At 23.7% G+C, this 26026-nt stretch carries 6 protein-coding genes; 2 read left to right on the forward strand and 4 right to left on the reverse strand.

The genetic code is table 11. The features are described from left to right. Nucleotides 1-1987 precede the first annotated feature (1987 nt). A complete protein-coding gene (gene agp / locus GFV14_RS01480) occupies nt 1988-3238 on the forward strand; it encodes a bifunctional glucose-1-phosphatase/inositol phosphatase (RefSeq protein WP_457914572.1) in 1251 nt (416 codons plus the stop codon). Nucleotides 3239-12975: 9737 nt separating this feature from the next. On the opposite strand, the gene hemW is transcribed toward agp, so the two are convergent. From hemW to zapA, 4 genes are all read right to left on the reverse strand, one after another. Next, nucleotides 12976-14121: a radical SAM family heme chaperone HemW gene (gene hemW, locus GFV14_RS01485; protein WP_457914573.1), complete on the reverse strand. Its 1146-nt coding sequence runs from the start codon at nt 14119-14121 to the stop codon at nt 12976-12978. A gap of 1971 nt (nt 14122-16092) precedes the next feature. Then, on the reverse strand, nt 16093-16512 hold the full coding sequence (ruvX, locus tag GFV14_RS01490; protein ID WP_457914574.1) for a Holliday junction resolvase RuvX: 420 nt from the start codon (nt 16510-16512) through the stop codon (nt 16093-16095). A 2605-nt stretch (nt 16513-19117) separates the two neighbouring features. Further along, nucleotides 19118-19690, reverse strand: coding sequence for a 5-formyltetrahydrofolate cyclo-ligase (locus GFV14_RS01495; protein ID WP_457914575.1), 573 nt, complete (start codon nt 19688-19690; stop codon nt 19118-19120). A 1433-nt stretch (nt 19691-21123) separates the two neighbouring features. Further along, entirely contained in the window at nt 21124-21429 is a 306-nt protein-coding gene (gene zapA, locus GFV14_RS01500) for a cell division protein ZapA (protein ID WP_457914576.1), read from the reverse strand. Nucleotides 21430-23349: 1920 nt separating this feature from the next. Between zapA and GFV14_RS01505 the strand changes: the two genes are divergently transcribed. Beyond that, entirely contained in the window at nt 23350-24573 is a 1224-nt protein-coding gene (locus tag GFV14_RS01505) for an FAD-dependent monooxygenase (RefSeq protein ID WP_457914577.1), read from the forward strand. Nucleotides 24574-26026: the final 1453 nt, after the last annotated feature.

The raw sequence follows: 26026 nt of genomic DNA on the forward strand, positions 1-26026 counted from the left end.
TTTTTGTGTAAAAAATTTTTTAATTTACTGAGCTTCAGTGTCTAACTAAACACTGTTATGAACTTTAGTGTAATTATTTTTATTTGACTATTTGCGGTGTCTTTTAATGCAATATTTTAATTAAATTATCATAATATAATATGTAGTTTTTTAGTGTCATTAAGATAATCTATGATCATTTACTTTTATAATTGGTTTTATAATAACAGCGTTCTAAAGAAAAGATTATGTAAATCAAAAAATATAAGATAGTAAAAACGACTATATTTTAAATACCAACAAAGGCTTATGTTTAACTTTAAGTACTAATAACAAAAATAGATTTGAAATTTAATAATATACATCCTTTAATTTTAATGTCTGTAGTTTGTTAAATTATTTTTATTTACTTAATAGTGAAGATATAATTTTATTATTATAAAGGAGGTTTTTATTGTATTATAAGACTAACTGTAATAAATACATTAAGCTTAATTAAAAGTAGTTCTTTCAAGTGTATTTAAGAAAATGAATGAAAATTGATTGAGAGATTTTATGTAAGTACAACTAAAGACATACCATCTCAAAGAATTTTAAATGAATATTAAAGCGCATTCACTCAGTTTTTTAATGTAGGATATGCATTCTCGTGAGAAAATTATTCTAGAGTATTAAATGACATGTAAAAATTGATAGTGTAAAAATGAAAGTGCGTTTTATATAAATTCAGAAAGTTTTTAAGTTTATTTAATGGTATTGATTTTTTTATTGTATTATTTACTAATACACAACTCGAAGTTGGTTTTAATATGAAATTTTGTTATATTATCTGAATAATAAAATTATATTTCTGAACTACATTTAATTAGTAAATCATAATGAATGAAGTATTTGGATAGAAATTGAGTTATAATAATTGCCATGTTTTATCGCGTAATGCGTTTGATATAAAAATAATGTTTAATATCGTATATCTTGTAAAAAGTTGTGTATGAAAAGAAAGTGTCTTGCCTATGTTAGGTGAGTTTACACATAAACAACTTAACTGTACGGAGTATCATTGCTGCTATTATGTGACGTAATATATTAGAAAGTTTGAAAAGCGATAATTGTAATTAAGCTTGCACAGTAAAGTACATGATCAAGGGTTTGGTCTTAATCGAGTCAACACTTATAGATTTTTAATATATATTCAATTTATTAAACTATGATGGCTTGATTTTAAAATTAAAGTTGTTCATAATAATAATTTTCCTGTAAGTCTTCTAAAAATAAGATACTTAAAGCCTAGTTGCATCAATATTTAGACAACTATTAATAGATTCATTGATTTATATGACAGTAAAAGTATTGTTGTTAACACGTCATTCAAACAATGCACTTGTCAAGTTTTTATAGTGTATTCTAGATAAAAAGCAACACGTTAGTTTAACAGATTTTACACTAAAAAATTAATTATTGCATTTAATCGTGCTAAAATAATTAGTTAAATTTTCTAGATTAAAGGATATTATTATTTTAATAATATAAGATATTTCACATTGTTATCAGTTGCAAGATGTAGTGGCGTACGAATAATGGTTCAGGTTTATAGTTTATTATAAGTATTTTTTTAATATTTATGTATAATTCTCACTTGTTTTGAGATAGTTATTTAATTTTTGTCAATGATTAATGAGCTTGCATTGTGTGATTAGTATGAGTGAAATGTAGAAATTAAATAAAATTTTAAAACAATCTATTTTTGAAATACTGTTTCAGAAAATTTATATTTTTTGTAAAAATATAGATTTTTTTATAAAGACTGAGTTATATGAAGAGTATTTTAATAAGAATAGATCAATATATATCCTAAAATGAATGATTTAAATATATTTGTAATACTTCAAGTTTCCTCATGGTTGTAGGAATTATATTTTTGTGTTTTTCATATAAGTTTATGATATCTAATGTATACGATATCTTAAATGATGTTTGTTATATTAACAATAAAACTAAGAAGATATATATGAAAGCTAAGATCGTGGCTTTATGGTTGTTTATTTTTATGTTAACACCGACATCATCAGTACTTGCTAGTACAGATAATGTAGAAGACATGCAACTTAAACAAATTTTACTCTTTAGTCGTCATAATTTACGTACTCCTATTGTAAGTACGTCTGTTTATAATGAAATCACCGATAAGAAATGGCCAGTTTGGGATGCTAAATGTGGTCATCTTACAACGAAAGGGGGTGTGCTTGAAGTGTACATGGGGCACTATTTTAGAGAATGGATTAATCAAAATAAATTATTTTCTGATGAGATCTGCCCAATAAAAAATAAAGATTTTTTTGTATATACTAATAGCTTACAAAGAACTATTGCAACAGCGCAATTTTTTATAGCAGGTGCATTTCCAGGATGTTCGATAAAAATTCATCATCGGTCTAAGATAGATACAATAGATCCTCTTTTTAATATGATCGTTACAGATGACAGTGTAGAATTTAAGAGAAAAGCATTATTAGCGATGAAGAAACATTTTCAAGCACTTCATTTGCAGTCTAGTTATGATGAACTAAACCCGATTCTTAATATTAAAAATTCGAAAAAATGTCATATTGATCAGTTATGTAACCTATCATTAAAAGATAACAACTTTATTATTAAAAAGAATCAAGAACCAAAAATTTTAGGATCATTGCAAATAGCTAATTTTTCTATAGATGCAATTAACTTGCAATATTATGAAGGATTTCCTCTTGATCATGTTGGGTGGGGAAGAGTTGATACTGCAAATAAATGGAAAAAATTAAATATATTGAAAAATAGTTATCAAAAAATATTATTCTCTCCTAAAATTATTGCAAAGAATGTTGCTCATCCTTTATTAAGTTACTTTGAAAAAAATTTCACCTCTGTCAACATAGGTAATACTGCGAAGTTTATTATGTTAGTGGGTCATGACTCAAATATAGCATCAATTATGTCAGCTATGAATTTCAATCCATATAAGCTGCCAGGGCAATATGAGAATACACCTATTGGTGGAAAATTGCTTTTCCAACGTTGGTATAATAAAAAAGATAAAAAAGAATATGTAAAAGTAGAATATGTTTATCAAACGGCTGATCAGTTAAGAAACAATAGCTATTTATCTTTACAAAAACCACCAAAACATATTACATTAGAGATGAAAAACTGTCCAATTAATACAAATGGCTATTGTGCTTGGAAAGATTTTCAAAAAGTTATACAAGCTGCATTAAAGTAATGATAATGCTTGTGTTTCTGTTTATGTTATTTATGAAAAGCTTAAATATAAATCACATCTTTAAGATTATATGCTATTCTGAAAGAGCTAAATTTAATAGACGATCTATTATTGAATTTAGAAATTTTTAGATATAAAGGTGAACATTTAGAAATTCAGTTATAATACTTGACGTTTCATAGCATTTAATTACTGGCATAATTTTACTTATAAAATACATGCAACTTGAATGATAGTTAATATGTTAAAATACTAATTTTATCAATAAATATTGATTTAGAGGATTTTAAGAAAATAAATTATTGCGATATTATTATCACATGCATAGGTATTAGAAAGTATGAAAAATAATCTAATCAGTGATAATTGAGTTTAATGGAACGCATTGTCATTACTCATTTTACATAAGAAAGCTCAGGGGAAAATTTATTTAGTATTTGTATAAAATAGCTAAATAATAATTTTAAACATACAATCTGAAAATAAATATGTAAATGTTATTTACTGATTTTTTATTTTATGATACTTGCTGTTAATCTAATATAAGTAAGAATTGTTTTAACGTTTGGAAATTTTATATTAAAAGTATATAGTGTATTGTATTGTGCTATATTAATAATACTCTCTAGTATATTATATATTGGATACTTTTATTTAAGTGTTGTATTTTATAATTATTACTTGTGAATATATTTAGCATGCATATATGTGGTGGTATATATTCTAAAAGCCATTCTGGTGGTTTTTGCGTGCAAGATTATTTTGATTACTGTAATTGTATAAGATAATTTGCTTTTTATCGCGATATATTATTTTACAGCAACTGTTTTTAATTTTTTATTATAGTTTTTAAAAATTATGATCCGTTTTCTTGATATTTTATCTTGCTGCTTATAACAACGATTCTAGTATTTAGTATTATTAACGCTGGTCTTTCCGACTATATTTGATGATTATTTTAGTAGATGTGATTTTATTTTTAACAGTTTTTCATTTAAAGTGTACAATATTAATTTAAGGTACTTTTTCAGATAATTACTAGGAAATTATTCTTTACGATCAATTGATTTTTGGAATATACGATAGTAAACGCAACGATTTATATATATTACATTTTTGCAATGTGCGCTTGATTTATCTTGAGTAATAAAATTAAAATTTATTAAAATACTTTTAACGAATATCACTACTGTAAGACTGAGTTATCTTGAAAAGATATATGAAAATAATAATGTTTGAAAGTTTTTAATAGTATGTAAAACTTTATATTTCAAGATGAAATAAGATTGATTTTACTACTTTTAGTAATGATTTATTTATAGAGATAACTTAATTAAGTTGTACAATCATTATATATTATGAAGATATATTAAATATATCTGCAAAAAGATAAAGTATATTATATTAATATATATAGTGTTATATAAAATTTTTTGAAATTATTTTTATTTTATTTATTATATTTATTAGCAGTAATCTAATAAAATAATATTATTAAAATAATTTTAGATTAAGGAAAATTATTTTAAGCTACAATACGATAGCTATAACAGATACTGTATAATTCATTATTAATATTATAATTTTAAAATACATAATGTTTTATGACTATTAATTTTTTAAAAAATTTATTATGTATATCTTATAAAAATAAAATTTCTACAGTATAGTAACGTAGTTAATTAAATTTAATGTTATATAAAATTTTATTTTTTAATCTGAATAATGTTCGCATTACTTAAAATTTAAGTATCAGTTTTAAGTAATTTGAAGATATGAATTATATATTTTATTTAGGTGCATTGTATAGCTATTTAAAAAATGGATTGTTATAAATCAAGAAAGATTTTTTACTTTTCAAAATTATTTTAATTAACATAATAATTTTATATATTACTAATTGGACTTTTTGTTTAAGAGATCTGATTTTTTGAGTTATATACACAAAATAAATGTAATTAAATTACATGAATATCAGTTCTTTTATTCGTCGAGTATTTTACGTTATAGTTATATAAACTTTAAATAAAATATTTTTAATTATTGATAAGCAGTTATCGTTTGAAGTATTTTAATTAAAATTTTATTAAAATAGTGCTATGTTTAATATTATGTAGTATAGTGGTGAACATGAAATTTATTCTTTTTTATTCAAATTAATAATTTTTAATATGTATTATTATGATAAATGTTTCAGAACCATCATAAGAATTATTATTTTTATAATTTAACGCCTGTATTAATTTCGGTTTTATAGCTATAAAATTTTACTTACACTATTTAATCAATGATTGGTAAGTTGTCTCTTATTTTTAGCATAAGCATTGATAAGTTTATTTTTTAAATTTCATTGAACTTATCATAACAATATTTTCATTTAATAAATATTTATTTTAATATACTGTTTATGATTTACAAGCTGGATTTTTAATATAGTAATGTTTATGAGTATTTATATTAGTAGAATATAAGTCACTGTAGTTATAGGTAGTTGTAAAACAGAAAACAGTATGAACAATAATGTCAAAGGTTTTTATTAAGATCAATATCAATTTAGCTCTTGGATTTATTTTAAAATTTAATCAATGTCATAGCTTTGATTAACACTACTAAAATATATTGATACTGCTTTTATAAAAAACTGATAAGTTAATAGTCACTATGGCAACTGTAGGTTATGTATTTATCTTTTTTTATAGCAGAGCTAAATTTAGAGTAATTTAATAAAACGTACAAGAATTATTACACATTATATTTAATTAGCTCTTGATGCTCTAGTGTTAAATCTGTTTTATCTTCAATTAGTTATACTACAAGATAGCTATCTTGTTATATCGTAATTATTTTTTCTATGTTATAAGAAAATCTTTTTTGAAGAAAAAAGAAGAATTATAGAAATTTTATTAGTTTAATTACCTGAATTTTATGTTAATAATACAACATCTAAAATAATAATATCTTCTTTTTTCTGATGATAAAGTATTATATGAATAGTATGCTAAATTATTTTGTACTTTTAATTTAGCAAAAAACTTACTCACAAGAATAAGATGTTATAGAGATATGCATTGATTTTTCTACACTGAAGTTTTAACATTCTAGTTGTCTAGGTATATTTGTTATTTAAAATAAATAAGGTTTATTTTACGTACTGAAACGAAATAAAAGTGGAGTTTATATTGCAATTTATAGAATAAAGTATTAGAATATAATATATTTGATACGAGTTTTGTGGTCGAGATAAATCATCAATAATGATATAATATTAAACAAAGTAAAATATAATATACTTAATCACGAAGAGTAACTAAAGAAATATTTTCCTCAGTAATGGAGCATTATTAATATTTTATTATTAATCATAATGACTGAGTATAATATGATGATGAATTTTAAATAACTACTGGTTTATCTGCTCCGTGAGTGTTGTGAAAAATTTTGTCAAGTATTAATGTTTTTTATTAAATATTATAATGCTACTGCTAAGTAACAAAACTATATTTTCTGAGAAAATATTTATGATTAGATTAGATAACTTATGTGCTTATGTGTTGATACTTGTGTATTAAATAAATGCATTTTCATAATTTGCGTTAATCTAGGAAAATAAGTGCATTATTTGTATAGATCATAACGAGATTTTGCTACTTAGTTTATACTATTTATGAATAGTGTTATTTTCAGTGTTTTATTATTTTTTAAGTGTGTGTAGTACTAAATACTACAGTTTTTATATTAGATTACGAGAATGTCAGAATGTATTGTAATATTTTTAAAACATACTAAATAAATGTATAAAAGTATGTATTTTAAATACAATAGAAGATTTTGAAAAGAAATAAATTTTATGAATTATTTATTCAATTAATATTCTTGAAAGATTTATGTCTTTACTGATTAAATCAATATATTATTTGTAAGTATCAGTATTCAATTAAAAGTTAAAATTATTTCTATCGAATTAATCAAGCGCTGTTTAATATTTACTTAAATTATGAGCTTAAAGAAAGCATTATCTTATTTTGGGGTATGCGATTCAAGTAAGAGTTTTTGAGTATGTGTATTAAGTTTATTAGCAGTACCACGTTTCAGTCCAGTTTAATATAGTAAATTAAGAATTAAATTTCTTTCATTCTTTTAATGAGTAAGATATTCACATCATTCTCTAAAATGTTAGCGTGGTTTTTAACAGGATAATTTATGGTCTTATTTAACTATTATAAATACTTTTATTGCAAAGTTTGGTTATGTATTAAAACTGTCGTACAAAAAAACTAAGTTAAAAAGTAAAATTTATTAAAACTTTTACTTTTTAATTTAGTTTTCTGGTCGTTTTTCTATATGATGAAACCATAGGTTTTATTATATAATAAACTCACTCCTGTGTTTGACTCTTAAATTACTGAACAAGTTATTGATGTTATTCTTGAATTATCAAGAGAAGAAGCTATAAAAATTACTATTATTCAAACAGTTGAAGTAGTGTGTCAGTTTTCATTACCGTATAGTATACGTAGAAAATAGTTATATTATTTAGTGAGCAGATTCAAATTATTTTTAGAACTTTAAGTTAAATAATTTTTAAACTATGTCTTTCATTAATAGGATATTAGTAATGAGAATATTCTCTACGTTACTTATTTTTATTATTATTTCCCAGCACCGCGCCTTATTTGCCACTGTATGAAAAAAGAAACCCTTCGTTTTTGTATAGAAGCAATTTATGCACTATTCAAATAGTTTGATAAAATAATAAAATTGTTAGTTTTTAATATTCATCTTTCAATGCTGTTTATAAAAAATGCATGCAACTTGTAGATTTACTCACTAATTTTTTGATATATTCATTCTTAGTCTAAAATTTTATCGTTTTAACGCATTGATGTCAGGTATAGACATTAACTCTAAAAGATTCGCGTACAAAACAATATTAATCATTAGAAATATATACTAGAAAAATGATAACTGTTTTTATGCAGATTATTAATCAGAAATTCTTGATTTACAAAGCGCTCATATTGCTATATTTTATATAGCAGTTACTAATAATTGGTTTAATATTATAATTAATAAAAATTTATCATAAATAAGTGAGAAAATAACAGATCTAGAGTATTTTGGTATTTGTCTAAATATTACTGTTCGAAAAGATACTAAAGAGTTATTAAATAAAATAAATACAGACTTAAAAAATAAAAGTTTGTGGTATTTATAACGTTACTTACAAAAATGATTTAAATATCAATTGATATTGTTAATGAATGACTTTCTTTTTTTTACAATCGTTATAAGTTGAGCTGTTAGTATTATTGTTTCTATTTTAATACTGTCTTTCATCTTCTCCATCCTATTTACTGTTGTGGAGTCTGTTTTCTTTACATCTATAAAATTTAGGGTATTGTAGGTAACACTAGTTCGTGGTTTATTTGAATTATAATGCTGCTATTGATTCATTTTAACATCATGTACCTTGTAAATATTTTTAGTGACATGATCTCTATTAATCTTAGCTTTCTGAAAATGAAATTAAAAATTGAACTTAGTATTTTTTTTGATACTAAGGATTTGATTTGTGATTTTTTTTATGGTGTAACTATTTTAGTACTGATATATGCTGCTTATTCTTCGTAACTTTTTTTTAAGAGATATATTCAATTCTTGTCTTGTAAATCATGAAACGAAAGTATGTTTTCTGAACTTAATAAACGGATTATTTTTTGCTTTATTATGCATAAATATTTTGTCATACATGATCAGTATTGGTTAACTAATAATTAGTATTACTTCAAGGTGTTGCATGAGTTTTTTAATGAGAATTACTGATTACAAATTACATACTTTAATGATTGGTAATCAAATAGATGAATCTGGTAGTTGATATATTATTATTGCGTGAATCTATCGTATAATTACCTTGTTAAGCCAGGTTATTCTAAAAGGAATTACAATTAAATATAATATGGTTTAAGCAAGGTTTATTGTAATGAACGATATAATTTTTGATAAACTTAAGTTATCAATGAATTCATTCTTAATTTTGAACGAATTGTTTATTGCATTTATTGTTGTATTATTTATTTTAAGTGTATCTCTTACAATTCTTATGTTTGTCAAACGGTTAATGTTTATATTAGGTGATATATAAAGACTTTATTACTAGTACAGTTTTTAATTTCTCATGACTGAAATCAATTTAAATCGCTGCACAATAGCTCTACTCTGTGTTATGGCATTTTCACATCGTAAAAATCTGTTATTAGAACATTTCTTTTTAATGGTACAATGTACTTAGCATGACTTTTCCATAATACAGTAAAAAGCTATCTAACCAAAGTAATGGTAAGGTTGACAAGTATTAGATATGTTTAAAATACAAGCAATGCGAATTATTCTATCTTATGCATTAAAATGTGTTTTTTATTTTATTCAAATGAATGATTGTGATATTTAAAAGTAGCTCCCTTCATCAATATTTATCACAATTATGTATATTATGGACCATAGTGTCAGGTATTCAGATAAAATTGGATGTAATAATTTACGTAGAAGAAAAAAATTGTGTATCTTGTAATAAATGCTCTTGGAATAACCATTATATATTTGATTGAATATAAGACTCTTCTTTTCGAGAGAAAAACTAATACATTAAATTTTATTTAAAAAAATTTTTTAATAAAATACTTGATTATTCAGTAAAGTATTACTTAATATAATATCATATACTATGATTTTAAAAGCATAGAATTGATATTATTACTTATTATTTTTTCTTTTTTAAATGTACAATAAAATCATAGTAGAAATTAAAACTATTTATGTGAAAGAACACTATAGAGAGTCTAAAGATGTTTCTAGCGATGTATTTTCCAATTAATTAAGAATAGATCTAACGTGTATAATTTATAGTAAACATTGATACTTCTTTTCAATGAAATGGTTATTGATATTGAGCTAAGGATCACTAACATAGCTCACTAGTTTTTACTATTAATTAAGGGAAGAGCTAACAATCTTATTTAATATAGTTTTAGTACCGATAATATTTAGTTTTCAATAAAGATTTATGTTACTTATTGAGTCATGGGTGAAATTATATTAACGTAATTGTTATTGATTCTTTCGCATTAAAATCCCTATCTGTTTTTTGAATTTTTTTTCAATATTTTAATATAATTTATTGTTTTTTCGCGCTCTATTTTATATTAATCTGAGATTGTTGGGATTCAATAAATTCTGACATAAATATAGATCAATGTCTTGTCACATTATTGCACAAGGAAATTATAACGGGTGTAACTATTAATCAGTTAATAACTATGACAATTTTACCTATAATGAGTAGCTGAAATAGTTACAGAGTGAGTTAGTAATAATTAAAAAAAAGATAAGATACATTTAAAATTTATCGTAGTGATGTAATCAATTTATAAGATTTATTAAATGTTATTTAATATATTTTATGTAGTTTAATACTGTAGTTTATACTCTTTAGGTCATGTTTTGTATTATAAAATTATCTCTACTTTCACTTAAGTATATTTACCTGTTATTTAATGTATTGTGATACACTAAAATATTAATAAGTTGTACAATATAGCTTCGTGATAGAAACGCTAAAATCTAGATATTTTGTGTTGAGTAATTTTTCAAGAGTGTTAAGTACTCAGAGTTGAGTGATTGTATTTTATAGTTTGAGTATAGTAAAATTTTTTATGAAGTCATTTATAATCAAAATGAGCATAAATATATTTTATATACTTTTATAAAGTATCACTTTGTTTTTAAAGGTTATTTTTAGTTTTCGTAAAGTGTTCATGTATGTTTATATAGTTTATACGTAGAGAATAAAGATACAATAAATTTAAACAAGTTTTGTTGGAAACCGGTCTTTAAAGGCATTAAAAAGTGATTGTGTACTGTCTGTTTTTAGTTGAAAATTTAGAAAGATTATTTTTATTCTGGTTTTTTAAAGGTGTCTTTCGAAATTTGTTTATTTTTTTAAAAAAGAATTTCATCTACTGTGATTCATTTTTTAATTATAATTTAATATTAATTTTTATGTTGCTATCTTTTGTATTGAAATACTGTATTACTATTATAAAAACTATTTTCTTAATAAATTTAAAACAATATTATTTTAAATTATTAAATATTATTAAGAATGTATATTGTTATTTATTAATATCATGACGATAATATAATAAAAAAAATATTTAAGTTAAAATTATAGCTTAGAATCAACTATGAATTTTTAGATTTTTAAGGTTTATTAGCTGATAGATTATAAATATTGAGATCTAATAATGACTAATAGGATTAAGAGTGAGTAATATTAATATCCTGTTTTAGTAGTATCAGGGTGCTAAAATTACTTTCTCTCGATTCATGATACTATAATTAAAATCTATTAATAGTTTAAGACAAAAACGTTTATTTGATCGCTGCCTTGATTTCAAAAGATAGATGAAGTGTTACTAAGTCAATCTATATTAATTATGACGTAAAACAATCAAGGACAGGTAATTAATAAATTTTTGTATATCAGCATGATTTTAAAATAAATAAATCGTTAAGTTAGCTATTAATATATAATAAAGTTAGATTTAGCTAGTTTGCAGTTTTTATGGTAAACAATTTTCAGGACACTTAGTAAACTTTGTAAAAATTAAATATTATTTAACAACTTAATAACGTAATATGAGAAATGTTTAATTCCTAAAAATACAGGAAACATATTTTTAGTTAATTAACTGTATTAAGCTTTTGTTAAAATTATTAAAATTTACTGACTAAAATTTGTTTATTTTAATATAACATATGAATCCAGTGAGATTGAAAAAATAAAACAGTTTTGAAACTTACTAAAAAAATATGTTTTTTGATATAAATTAATAAAAACTTTATTAACTCAATAATAATAAATCTGAAAAGATTTTAACGAATATAGAATCTAATAGAGATTAGTGTAAATAAAACCAGCAAGTGCTAGCTTAAGTTTAAATACAGTACTATTATTAATAATAATCGATAATGCATTATTATTAATAATAATCTGGATTAAAGAAAAAATAATGCGCAGTATACCGCAATACATTATGATATTAAACTTGATAATTTAATATTATTAATAGAAAAATAAATTTTTAGACTGAATGCAATTATTGAATGATTAAAAAATGTTAAGTAGAACATATTCACAAATAAAAAACTCTGTAATGAATACAATATCTCTGTTAAATTTTTTTCTTAAAAATAACTCTCATTTCTTTTTATATTTTGTATACTCTATCAATGATAGCTACACTTTCTTCATACTTTCATATTACTACATTACTAGTATAGTATATTATAATTATGTCATACAAATAAATTACTCATAAATAATATCTGTAGTTTAGTTAAGAAAAAAATTTGAGAATACTTTTTATTATTGTAGATATATACTAAAAAACTTAAAATATCGCAATAGATCTTCCATGCTAAGCTATAACGTTAGAAAAAGGTTTTTAGTACTACTAATTTTGAGCAGTGTTCATCATAAACAGAAAAGTTCTTTTGCAGTAATAAACCTTCATTAAAATTGCTGGTTTTTTTAAATTAGCTATTAAAAGAATAAAACTAATCCTTATATACTAGTCAGGAGTAAATAATCATGATGTTATTTGTAATTTATGTATAGAACGATATATGTATATTTTCGTCATTAGTAATTTATTTTTAACAAATAAAAGATAATTTTAATTGTTTTTTTTGACTAAAAAGAATTCTAATAATAAGTTTAAAAATAATTTACCTTGTTCAGTAATTTGCCACTCATGTTTAGTTTGTGTGATATAGCCCTTGGCTAGTGCTGCATCTAAAGATGTTCGTATTACAGATTCGGGTAATCCAGTGTATTGACTAAATTCATATCTTGGCATAGTTTCTAATAAACGAAAGCGATTCATAAAGTATTCAAAAGGTCTGTCTTGCATATTAACATCATACAATTTTTGTAAGTAATTGCATGACATATACCCACGTGGGTGTTTTGTTTTAATTGTGCGAAGAATTCGTCCATCAAGAAATGAAACTTTTCCATGAGCACCACATCCAATTCCAAGATAATCACCAAAACGCCAATAATTAAGATTATGTTGACACTGATAACCCGGTTTAGCGTAAGTAGAAGTTTCATATTGTTGATAACCTGATTCAGTTATCAACTGGTGTCCTTCTGAATAAATTTTCCATAAAATATCATCATCAGGAAGTATTGGTGGGCGTGTACCATATTGTGTATGAGGTTCAATTGTGAGTTGATACCAAGAAAGGTGTTTTGGTGCTAATTGAATAGCTTGATTTAAATCTGATAAACTTTCAGCGCAAGTTTGTAATGGTAATCCATGCATTAAATCTAAATTAAAATTATATAGATTAAGATTAGCAGTTAAGCTTACTGTCTGTTTAACTGCTTCCGGGCCGTGAATTCGGCCAAGAATAATAAGTTTATTACTATCAAAACTTTGCACGCCAATAGAAATACGATTGATACCTGCTTTTTTGTAACCATAAAACCGATCTTCTTCTATTGTACCTGGGTTAGCTTCTATGGTAATCTCAGCCTGAGGATCAAGGTTAACACGTTGACGAATACCACCGATCAGCGCTTGAATAGACTCAGCACTGAATAAACTAGGTGTACCACCACCAATAAAAATAGTTTTAACTTGACGCTGATTGATGAATTTCACGTCATTCTCTAAATCAGATAGTAGATGTTTTACATATTCATGCTGTGGTATGTCTTCTTGAATAGAATATGAGTTAAAATCACAATATGGACACATTTTTTCACACCAAGGAATATGAATATACAGACTTAAAGGGGGGATTTGCAGCATTCTTGAGTACGTCCAATAAATAGCATTACCAAATTTTTACTAAAATACAAAGCGCTTATTTTTAATTTTTTTTAAATTTGGTAATCTTTAAATGAGTTTAAACATATAATCAATATCAGTGCATAACTAAAACTATCTTTGTGTAGGAGGTTAATGAATAAGATACTGATGTCTAAAAGACTATAGAAAAGTAAAGAAATATACTAAGTGCATATGATGTTAGCATGTTAGAGTATAACTAAATCATATTTTTATCTATGAGAAATAAATTTTATAGTAAATGATATGTACATCAATATTTTTCTAATTCTTCGAGTTTTAAACTGCATAGTGAACTGAACATATTGCTTGAATATGAAGAATAAGTATCGACGAAAATATCACAATTATCAGTAAAATCAGCTTAATTTGTTTAAATAGAGAGCTGCTGAGTTTTAACAATGATATTGTTAATAGATATTAAACTAGTTTCCTTAGAAAAAGCAATAATAAGATTTTTTTAATTATGAACACACCTAATTATGAGTCTATAGATTAATTACAATCACTATACACACCTAGTGTAGATATATTGAATTTATTCATGAATTTTAAAGATGACGAATGAATGACATTAATAGTTTTTTAATAGATATAGATAGTTATACAAATATAATTTTATTTTATTAAGTATTTTTTTAGAGTAATTAAAAAATTACTGATAAAATTAACAGAAAACATTTCTATAAGAACAATGCTTACGATTAAAATTAGCAATCTACTTCGTTTACTTAAAGGATAAAAACAATATTCGTAATGACGAAGAATAATAGCAAGCTATTGTACAGTATCTACAGAGTACATATTAAGAATTATATGAAGCAGTATACCTATAATACGTTTAGTTAACTTCACTATAAATTGTAAAATATGTTATAGAATCTTCTTATATATACTATATTCACATATATAGCAGAAAATGAAAAACTGAAACTGAATAATTATTATAATACCAAAATATAAGGTGTGAATTTTTTATGCTGTTAATTAAAAGTTTTCATTTTGTTTTCTAAAAATCGTAATTTTGTATAGAACTTGCTTTTTTTAAAAAGACAATTAAACCATGAAATTTCATTATATCACTGCTAATATAATGTGTTATAAATTTTAGCTGCATTCATTGTTACACATTAAATATTTTTTTAATAATTTTGATGAAAACCAGTGTCTTCTTTGATATTGCATGTTAGTTTATTTTTTTGTAGAGTTAAACTATTTTCTTTACTTTTCCTTACATTTATAGTATAAAATATACAGATTAAAATATTCGTAATTAAAATAATACTCTTAATCTTAAGCTCTTTTAACAGTAAATTATCTATTTAATATTTGAAATACATTACTTGATAAAGTTCTGATATTTTAAAGAAATATTATTTTGATGAAATCAAAAATTCAAATGTTATTATAAAAAGATAAGGTGTTGTATAATCAAGGATGAGTTGTATATGATTATGCTAATATGTTTTCAATAGTAACGTACAAAATATGGTTCATTAACTAGGTTAATGTCATTATGCTAAAAATCAACCTATTATCTACATGGTGTTGTTTTAGAACACTTGAAGATTATCAGAAAATTTTTATTAAAACATATAGTGATTTGATTGGTACAGCCTTGTAATACTATATGAAAAATTATATTATTACTACTAATAAACATAATTTATAATATTCATACTACTTTTCTTATTTTTTTATATTCAAGAATATTAAAGATTTAAAAATTGTTAAAAACGATAATATTAAGTAGTTACATTGTGCAATATGTGTATATACATTGGATGCGTTAACATAAATAGTTAAATTATTATATTTTATTATATTAAGTTAACAAGAAATAACATTCATAGTATAAATATAGCGTATAATGAGAGTGTGCTCTCTGTGTAGAGATTTATAAAATAATATTAAGCAATGAAACTATGAGATTTAATCGCTTTTTTTAAACCAACTTTCAAGAATTAGAACAGCAGAAGTAGAGTCAATTTTGTCTTTTCGTAAGGCTCTATACCCTCCAATTTTAAATAATTCGGATTTTGCTGTCACAGTTGATAGACGTTCATCATGCAGTTTGACTTTTACACCAAATCGTTGATGAATACAATTAGAAAAGTTACGCGCTTGGATAGTGACCAGTTGTTCACTGCCATTCATGTTGAGAGGAAGCCCAACAATTACTAATATAGGTTGCCATTCTTTGAGTATTTTTTCTATTTTTTTCCAGTCTGGTAATCCAATATTTGCTTTTAGTGAAGAAAGTGAGCTGGCTGTTCCTGTAATTTCTTGACCAACAGCAACACCAATATTTTTCATACCAAAATCAAATGCTATAAATATTTTACTTGACATTATATATTTCCTTATTGCATAAATAGTTAACATCTTAATCTGAAAAATTTTTTGGTAGCTCGTTAAAAATTTTTGATTGATAGGTTAAATATAAATTAGGATTCTCACTGTTAGCATGTGAGCTATGTTTGTTATTGCAGTTTTTAATTATAAAGGTCTTATTTTAAATATTTCAAACTTTTTAATGAATGTATTTACTTTTCGATTATTAAGAGAAATATTTAATTTCTTGCATAATAAGTAAATAATAATTATAAAATAAAAATCGAGTGGTCTTGAAATCTTCATGACTATTATTCCATATTTGGCAATATTTTCTAGACCAATATATTATTATGATCGAGAATATTTTTTAAAAAATAGATCAAAATATATAGTTAATTTTATTCTGCTATCTTAATGATTGTTCTTAGTACACTAATATCTAGTATTCGAAATTATTTATCAATATAATTTCTATCCGTTTAAATATATTTCACGTGTCTAAGTTATGTTGTCATTCTAGTTATTAGAATAATCTTAGGTAAAAGTTATTAAGTATCTAGTGCAATATATCCGTTAAATATCACAATTTTTATCTATATTACGATTTTTACGATAAAGATTAGTATCTTGAATATTATTTACGCATCTATGATCAGTGCAGTGGTATTAGTATCTTAAATACTGTTGAGGCGGGCATTATAACTTTATTTTAAGCATATACCTAAAATTTTAGCTATTGTTATAATCATTTTCTTTGAAAAATTTTAAAGCGTTATACATAATGTTCTTTCTTGGAAAATTATGGAAGATATAAAAGAATGATGTGTTCGTTCGTCGTTATTATTCAATAATAATTTCATTTATTAAGATGTTTCTGAATTGATTCAGTATTATAATTTTCTAATTTTACAAAGAGAGATAAATAATAATATTTGAAAAGATTCTGGATATAAGCTTAATGACACTCAGTGTTTCCCTGAGAAAAGTGTACTTTTCTTAGAATTCATCTATAATAAAATTGCATAAACCAAGAGATGATCTAACATTTTTTGCTTAGCATAACAAAAATTTTGTAACATTTTTCTTGAGTAATTTGAATCTTAAATGAAATATTGATTTTAATATACATTATCATGACTGTAAGGTAGAAAATTAAATTAGTCTAATGCAGATTATCGAAAAGTATTAATTTATCAAGACAATGAGTATGATAAATTATGAGTTTAAAATACGTCTATTGTTATTATAAGTATAGAGGTAGTTATCAAGTAATGTATAAATATACTACAGCTGTTTCGCTACGTTAAGATTATGTTAAAAGCGTTCTAATACCATACGCAATCTTACAAATGTATTTGCTAATTTTTATGTACAGCTAATAACTATATTGAGGAATAGTGTGTAGTAAATAAAATATCATTTAAGGAAGTTTGATTTCATTCTAGTGTCATTTATTCGTATTGGTAAAGCTAATCTGTTCATTGTATTTAATAATTTTTAGTTGAGAATTTATGTTTATTTACTTAAAAATCAATATATCATTACTTAATTATCTCACTTAATAATTGAGTTGCTGATGAGGATGATGTTTCTTTTATTCGGAGTTATTATGATATCTAATAAATAATATTAGTACTTAGTACATTTTTTAATAATACTAATAAAGTTAGTTAACTGTAACTGTTTTTAGGTTTAACATTATATATTAGTTAATATCTATCTATTATTCGTGATAAAAACAACAACGTTCATTTTTAAAAAAAATAGGGTTTATTATAGTTTTTTAAAATAGTATGTTTTAAAACATGAAGTATGGATCATTCTTTCTCTAAAATTCTTTTCTTACCCATTGGTATGTTTTGCTAAAACAGAACACAAGCTATGTCTTTTTTATATTAAGATACATATAGTTAGTGAAGTGTAATTAATATTCTAAAATCAGTTTCAGGAAAAATTACAATTCTTTTTTAAAAGTTATAGGTTTTAACTTAACTATTGTTTATTTAGAAATAGAAAAGTATAAATAAGCTTCATCTACTGTAAAGCTATATTATTTATATCACTAAAATTTCATTTCATTAGCTATTCTAATATTAAGACTTAATATTTAAGAACAATAATCCAATTATATTTTCAAAGATATAGGCGCAATAGTGAATTACTGAACTGAATTTTGACTAAAATCATTTTTCTTACAATACTATACACATAAAATTAAAAAAAGATATATAATGATAAAATTTTCTAATCATTTTATATCAATGAATGTGACATTGATATTTTTTTCATAAAAATCAACACTGAGAAGTGGTAAGATAAGTTATTCATGTTTAATGATAGTTAAATATTATTTTTTGTTAACTGTTAAGAAATTTTAGTAGTATATATAAATACTCATTGCTTATAATATCTTCATAAAATTGTTTAAGTATTAAAATAGTATAATATCCAATCTTTACTAAACAAAACAGTGATGTAGTTAGATATTTATCTGTAAAATATAATAAATGTTGTTATATATTTATTATTTTATGATGTAAAATCTTAGGAGATCAATGATGTATCTTTGATACAGTATGATGTAAAATTTGTATGTAGTGTATGAGAAATTACTATAGAACTACCAACGCCATATTTTTTGTGGCGTAATAACTTCAGGTAAAGAAATATCCCAATTTTCTACAGGTAGTAGTGACTTAAAATATTGGCAATCATGAGCTAATCCTATTGGATAAAAATCTTTTTTTTTCCAATTAACTAATACTCTATCATAAAAACCTCCTCCCATTCCTAACCGTTGTCCTATACTATCAAATGCCACAAGTGGAATCATCATAATATCTAGTTCACAAGATGGTATAGCTTGAGTAATATCTAAGATTGGTTCATTAATATCAAAGCGGTTTTTCACTAATTGAGTGTCAGAAGTGTAACTTACAAAAAGTAACTTATGTTGATTTGATGGATCTAAGACAGGGAGATAAACGTTAATATTCTTTTTCCATAACGTATTTATAAGTGGCTGAGTATTAATTTCACCATCAATAGAAAAAAATAAGGAGATATGTTGTGCTTGGGTAATTTTAGGATGTAGTAATACATTATGTATAATTTTGTGTGCGGCAAATTTTTGTTGATCAGTAGTCATTTTTTGACGTATTTTACGAATAGATTGACGAATTTTTCGGCGCATTTTAAATAGATCATCTTGCATAGAGTGTATACTTTAAGGTAAACTGAGACAGTAATATTTGTTAAAATTTTAATAAATAAAATATACTAGATATTACGTCAATAGTCATTATAGTTAAATTCTAAATTATTGTTTCTGATATACATTTGATTAAGACGGTAAGTAGTAAAAAGATTTTAATAATATTATAATAAATAATGTAACTTCTTATTTATCTATTTATTTATATAAATACTTATGGATAATTCATAGAATTATACTTTATTATTGTATATTACCTGAATTCTTTACTATACAATAACATTATCTAATAAAGCGAAAGTTACTTTCTTTTACAATTGAAAAAAGAGATAAAAAGTAAAAATTTTCAAGGTGTGATTGTGGGTTGTTATAACTCTATATTTCTTTTACTTAAAGTGAACGTTGCTTTAATTCTATATATAATTTTTTTTACACATTGTTATTTTATGTATTTTATCAGAATAAAAATATTACAATCGTGAGATTAATGTATAAATGTTTTTATATGTTATATTTTTGTTTTAATAACTGCAATGAATGTACTGTTGCTATTAAATATATTTAAGTTTTTGTGCATTTTGTTATATCTACATATTTAAAAAAATCATAAATAGTCAGATATGTCTCTCACTGATATTTATAGAAAGAGAATGATGTATTATGATACCAATATTTAGAAAGAAATAATAGTGGAAAATATCATCAATCTACTGGGAAAGACATTACAATATGGTTTTAATGTTCACATCAAAAACTATTTAAATTTCCTGATATCACTTTTGTAATTATTTATGTGCAATGAGTTTAGAAAATAGATACTATTCTTAAAAACTGTGATATAGATAAAATATCTAATATCAAAGAATATATTTTAGTAAATTGTTAAAGTTTATTTTCTGCGATTATAATTAAGATAATCAAACATGACAGACGGAAAATGTCTTCATGAATTTTATTAATAAATTTTTTTGGATGTTGAATACTATGTATATGTATTTGGTACACAAGTTAATATAGTGAAAAGTCATAATTCTATACTTTTATAGAATTTTAAATTAATTTATCTTTGGATTATTTATAGGTTTATTGAGATAAATTTCACTAAATATGGCGGATAGTGAATAAAATTTAAATATCACTTTCAAAGTGTCAATTGAGTTTTTTGTTCTTTTATTTTTTATAAGAAAAAAATTAATAGTTCTTAAGATATGCTAAACAAATATGGAAGTATTATCAGTTTAAAATAAAATTTGATTTCATTAAAGCATCATATGAAAATACTTTTTGAGAAATACAGTATTAAAAGGAACATTCTAAAATAATTTAATTGAATATATATTATCACTCTACATTATCATAGTGAAATAAAAGCATGTTGTTTAAATTATTTTTCAATCAGCATGATTTGACTGTTAGTCATTTTTACTTAATCGAGTAATACTCGATTCGAGAGTTTGGTGTAGTATTTTTATCTTCTCTTCAATATTATATGCATAATTACGTGTTTTTGTTTTTTCTTGTGTTAATTCATGACATACATTTAATGAAACAATAAAAATAAGCTGTTCTGTATTTGTTACTCCACTCTTATTTTTTAGATTTTGTAGGCGTTGTTCAATTTCTTGCGCTGATACTAACAAAGCTTCTTTTTGATCTATAGGACAATTAACTTTTATTGAGCGCCCGAGAATTTGAATATCAACTAGTTGTGTAGACATAATGCCTCTATAAAAAATATGACTTACTGAAAAAAAAGAATGTGTGACGTATTAGAAATAAATTTTCTATGCGCGTCATGTTTTAAAATGCTAACTAACATAATATACCAACTTAATTCACTGAAGTTTTTCTATTCGTTTTTTTTACTTACCGTATTTAAATGTACTCGGAATTATTTGGAATATATAGTATATAAACAAAAGTTTTCTTAAAATGTAGCTAAATTTTTTTATTCTAACAACTATTTTATATTATAACATATAATAAATCATTAGATAATATAACTCGTGAAGATTTTTATATAAAAATTTGATTGCATTATAAAATATACAGTATATTTTTTAACAGAATATAATGATTCTGATGACAGTTGAAATTCATAGATGAATTAATTATATAATGTACAGTGTGTAATGTGGTTGTAAACATAGTTTGGAAAACTTTAATCTATGATTTAGTTAATAATAATTTAGTTCATTTGCAAATGATTACTCAATTTTTACGTGAGTTATTTGATATTATTCATGTCATACTATAGATTAGAATTTATTTTCAATTTTACTTGCTGAGAAAATACATGCTATTTTTTGCTCATCTAGATGTTCTTTTAGGTAAATTTATTATTACCACTAAAAAGTTCTTGTAATCTTATCAAAAATTTTATTAATATAAAAAATATTGTAGTCATTAATAATTTTTTTTGTAATATAAGCATACTTAATTGTGACGAGAAGATGAAATTTTTAAGAGTGAGATTAAGATTGATGATAAACTTATTGTGTATATTTGAATTACTGTAAAATAAGTTATATTATTTCATTGCTCATTGAGCAATTAACAAGTTATTAAAAAGTTAGAAAGTTATTTATTAACATTGATTGATATTGTCAGTATTTTTTCAAAAACCCCCTTTCTTGGTGAAATATATAAACTTACGTATATATTATTATATAATAATATGTCGTGATTCATATTTCATGACTTGTATTATTAGCATCAACAACATGTATAGTGTTGTAAGTTACATGATACTTAGATGATGCTAATGATAGCACTTTTAAAAGCAATTAGAAAATTTATATCTCAGTTATTTAAATTCTCAAAGTACTCACGTAATTATTGATGTTAAAAGATAAATAATACTGATATTTTATAAAAATTAATAAAATTTAATTTTAGGACTATTATTTTGTGGATTTATAAATAAGTGATTTTCAACATAATGATTTTGTGTATTTTATCAGAACGAGTTAGGTATAATATACTTTCAGTTAAAAAAGCATTGCAATTAATTTTCACTTGTATGCTTGAAATTTTTAAACAATGCACTTTAAAAGATATTGTTTATTCAGTGTTTTGTATACCCAATATATCTTTAGAATTTATTTTTAGTTGAACGTTTTAAGCAGTGATTTTTTAGGAAAACTATTGTTTATCACCATTGTAAATTTTAGAAACAGAAACTGCCAGTAGAGGTTAGATTTAAGATAAGATATTATAAAATTAAATAATCTACTACCGTAAATACTAAAATTTTATCTAATGCAAGTATAGCTTTAAAAGCTTGATGTGCAAACTGATAGATTAAAAACAAGAAGTTATAATTATAGATTTTAAAATCAATTATTTTTATGAAATTATGTAAAAGATAAGTGTGATACGGATAAAATGTATATGCTATATGCATTATAGATTAGGTATAATTTTTGAAATAAGAAACATAATGAAATTTATATTTTAATGTAATCCTTTGATATGCAAGGTTGTTTAGTCTAAGTATTAATTAGTAGGAACATTTTTTTGCATACGAAAGAATTTTACGCTATCTTTAAACATCTTGCTTGGTGTATTAAGAAAATATTGGTTGTCTTGCTATGGTGTAGAAAAAAATACTGAATAGTATTTAACAGGAATAACATATGCAATTATTTGATGTAGTTATCGCTGGCGGTGATATAGTTGGTTTAGCGCTTGCTTGTGGTCTAGAGATGGCAGGTTTACGCGTTGCTGTTATTGAAAAACGTCTACCTAGCACGGTATGGTTCAATGATAATACTGACTTATTTAGAGTTTCTGCAATTAATGCTGTGACCAAAACACTATTAATGTACTTGGATGTTTGGTCAGTGATTAAAAAGATGAGAGTTTCTTCTTACCATGGTATAGAAGTTTGGAGTAATGATAGTTTTTGGCGTATTCAATTTTCCGTAAAAGATCAAAATCCTAGTTATTTAGGATATATTGTTGAAAATGATGTAATTCGTGATGTTTTATGGAAAAAAGCAGTTTTATTAAAAAACGTGTCTCTACTAGTTCCTGCTACAATACAAAAAGTGATTTGGGGTGAAGATAATGTTTTTGTCACTCTAGCTGATCAATCTATGTTAACAGCGAGACTGATTGTTGGGGCTGATGGAGTAAATTCATGGCTGCGTACATATGCAAATATTCCATTTATTTTTTGGGATTACGAACAGACCGCTTTGTTAGCCACGATCAGGACGAAACAGTCTCATGAATATATAGTTCGTCAAGTCTTTGATAAAAAAGGAATATTAACATTTTTACCTTTTATTAATTCTCACCGTTGTGCAATTATTTGGTCACAGCCAACAACTGAAGCTGTAAGGCGCCAACAACTTCATAAAGATGATTTTGAAAAAGAGTTATCGGTTGCCTTTAATATGCGTTTAGGATTATGTCATTTAGAAAGTGATAGAGTAAATATTCAATTATTTGGTCGATATGCATGTCATTTTTCTGCACAGCGTTTGCTTTTGTTAGGTGATGCCGCATATAACACTTGTCTTCTTGGAAGTCAAGGGATGAATTTAAGTCTTATGAATGTCGCTATGTTGTTAGGAGAAATTCAATACTTAAGTAAGGAAGGAAAAGATTTCGGGCAACACTGCTATTTGAAAAATTTTGAACGTAGTTGTAAATATAATTCAGCGATTATTTTTGCTAGGATGCAAGGTTTTTGTAAATTGTTTGATGAAAAAAATCCAGTAAAAAAATTATTAAGAGATTTAGGGTTATCATTAGCGGATCGTTTTCCAAACGTTAAACCATACATATTTAGTCATGTTATGGGAGTTTTTGATGTGCCTGATTGGTTACGAAAATACAGATTAAATAGATAAAATACTCTCATGCATTTATTAATAATTATTAATTTCTGTAACATTTTCTCCTTTAATGATGTTATCTACTTATAATTTTAAGTGAATTATTTATGATCACTTTTGTTTTTAATGTATTGATTAATTAATAATTGAGTAATTTTCATAATTTATTAATCGTATTGTAGTTTTCATTTTATTAATTATTGTGTAGCGATAATAATATATCTTATGTTTTATTACAATGTAGAATAATAGCGTTTTAAAAGATTCTAAATAGATTTAAAATTAATTTAAGTTGTACGTATAAGAGAGTAGCTTGATATAATCTGAAAACATATATGTGTATGTGATAAAATGAAGGTCTTATTTATATATGTAAATTTTGAAATTTAAAACATGATAAAATATTTCTTTTGTATAAAAGAAATCAGAGTGCAAGTTTTTATATTCAAATGAAACAGATATTTATGAAAATACAATGTTATACTGTGTTATAAAAAATATAACTTTTTAATAAAAATTATTAAATTTGTATAATTAAGTAATATTAGTATATTGTCGTTTAAAAATTAATACATATTATCCACTCATGTAAGTGATGTAGAAAGATTTGATGTACTTCACATTATAACCGTGTATTTATATTGTACCAATTACCATGATTTTTATACTTTTTCTACTGAAGAATCTTATAATATCAATAGATAAGGTAAAATATTTTATATTAACATATTAAATACTTTTTGTAGTTCTGTTGATTATTGATAGTTTATTACTATAACAATCACTTTCTGTTTTCTAGTGCTGAACTTTCTAAAATGATCAAAATGTTTATGGATTGAGGAATACATAAAATCTTATATTAATTATTGTTATGATCTTATCGTTAGAGTTTTAAGGAAAATAGCGTAATACTCATTTAAGAAATAATTTATTTGTATTCACTAATTAGTAGTATATTCAATGTTAAATATGAAGTTGCCTTTTGTTTGTTGAAGCAAGTAATTTTATTTATTTCTACAACTATTATACTAGCGAATACACAACATTAAAGCGTATGATTAATAATCTAGGTTGTTAATTTTGTCGTGCTTATTTTTTTAAATAATGTGCCTATCCTACAGGATAGTTAAAACGCATCTTTTACATCTTCAATCTTATCTAAATTCATATAAAAACAATATAAATAAAACTTTTATCCTTTTTAACGAAAATTAGACGACGTTATTGCGTAAAACCTAGAAAATTTCTAATATCACAGAAGGTATTAGAAGACACGTAAATAAACTACCGAGAGTTAGTGGTTATGTTATTAAAGACAAAATATATATAGCGTATAATCTGTTGTTTACTGATTGTATAGTTAATCTAAAATGATAGATAATTAAAATGTTCTGTTTTTCTTTAAGATGAAATTTCAATTTTCTATTAATGTAAATGTAAAATAAAATATAAAACAAAATAATTTTTA

The sequence above is a fragment of the Candidatus Hartigia pinicola genome (assembly GCA_020541205.1).
In the GTDB taxonomy this organism is placed as follows: domain Bacteria; phylum Pseudomonadota; class Gammaproteobacteria; order Enterobacterales; family Enterobacteriaceae; genus Hartigia; species Hartigia pinicola.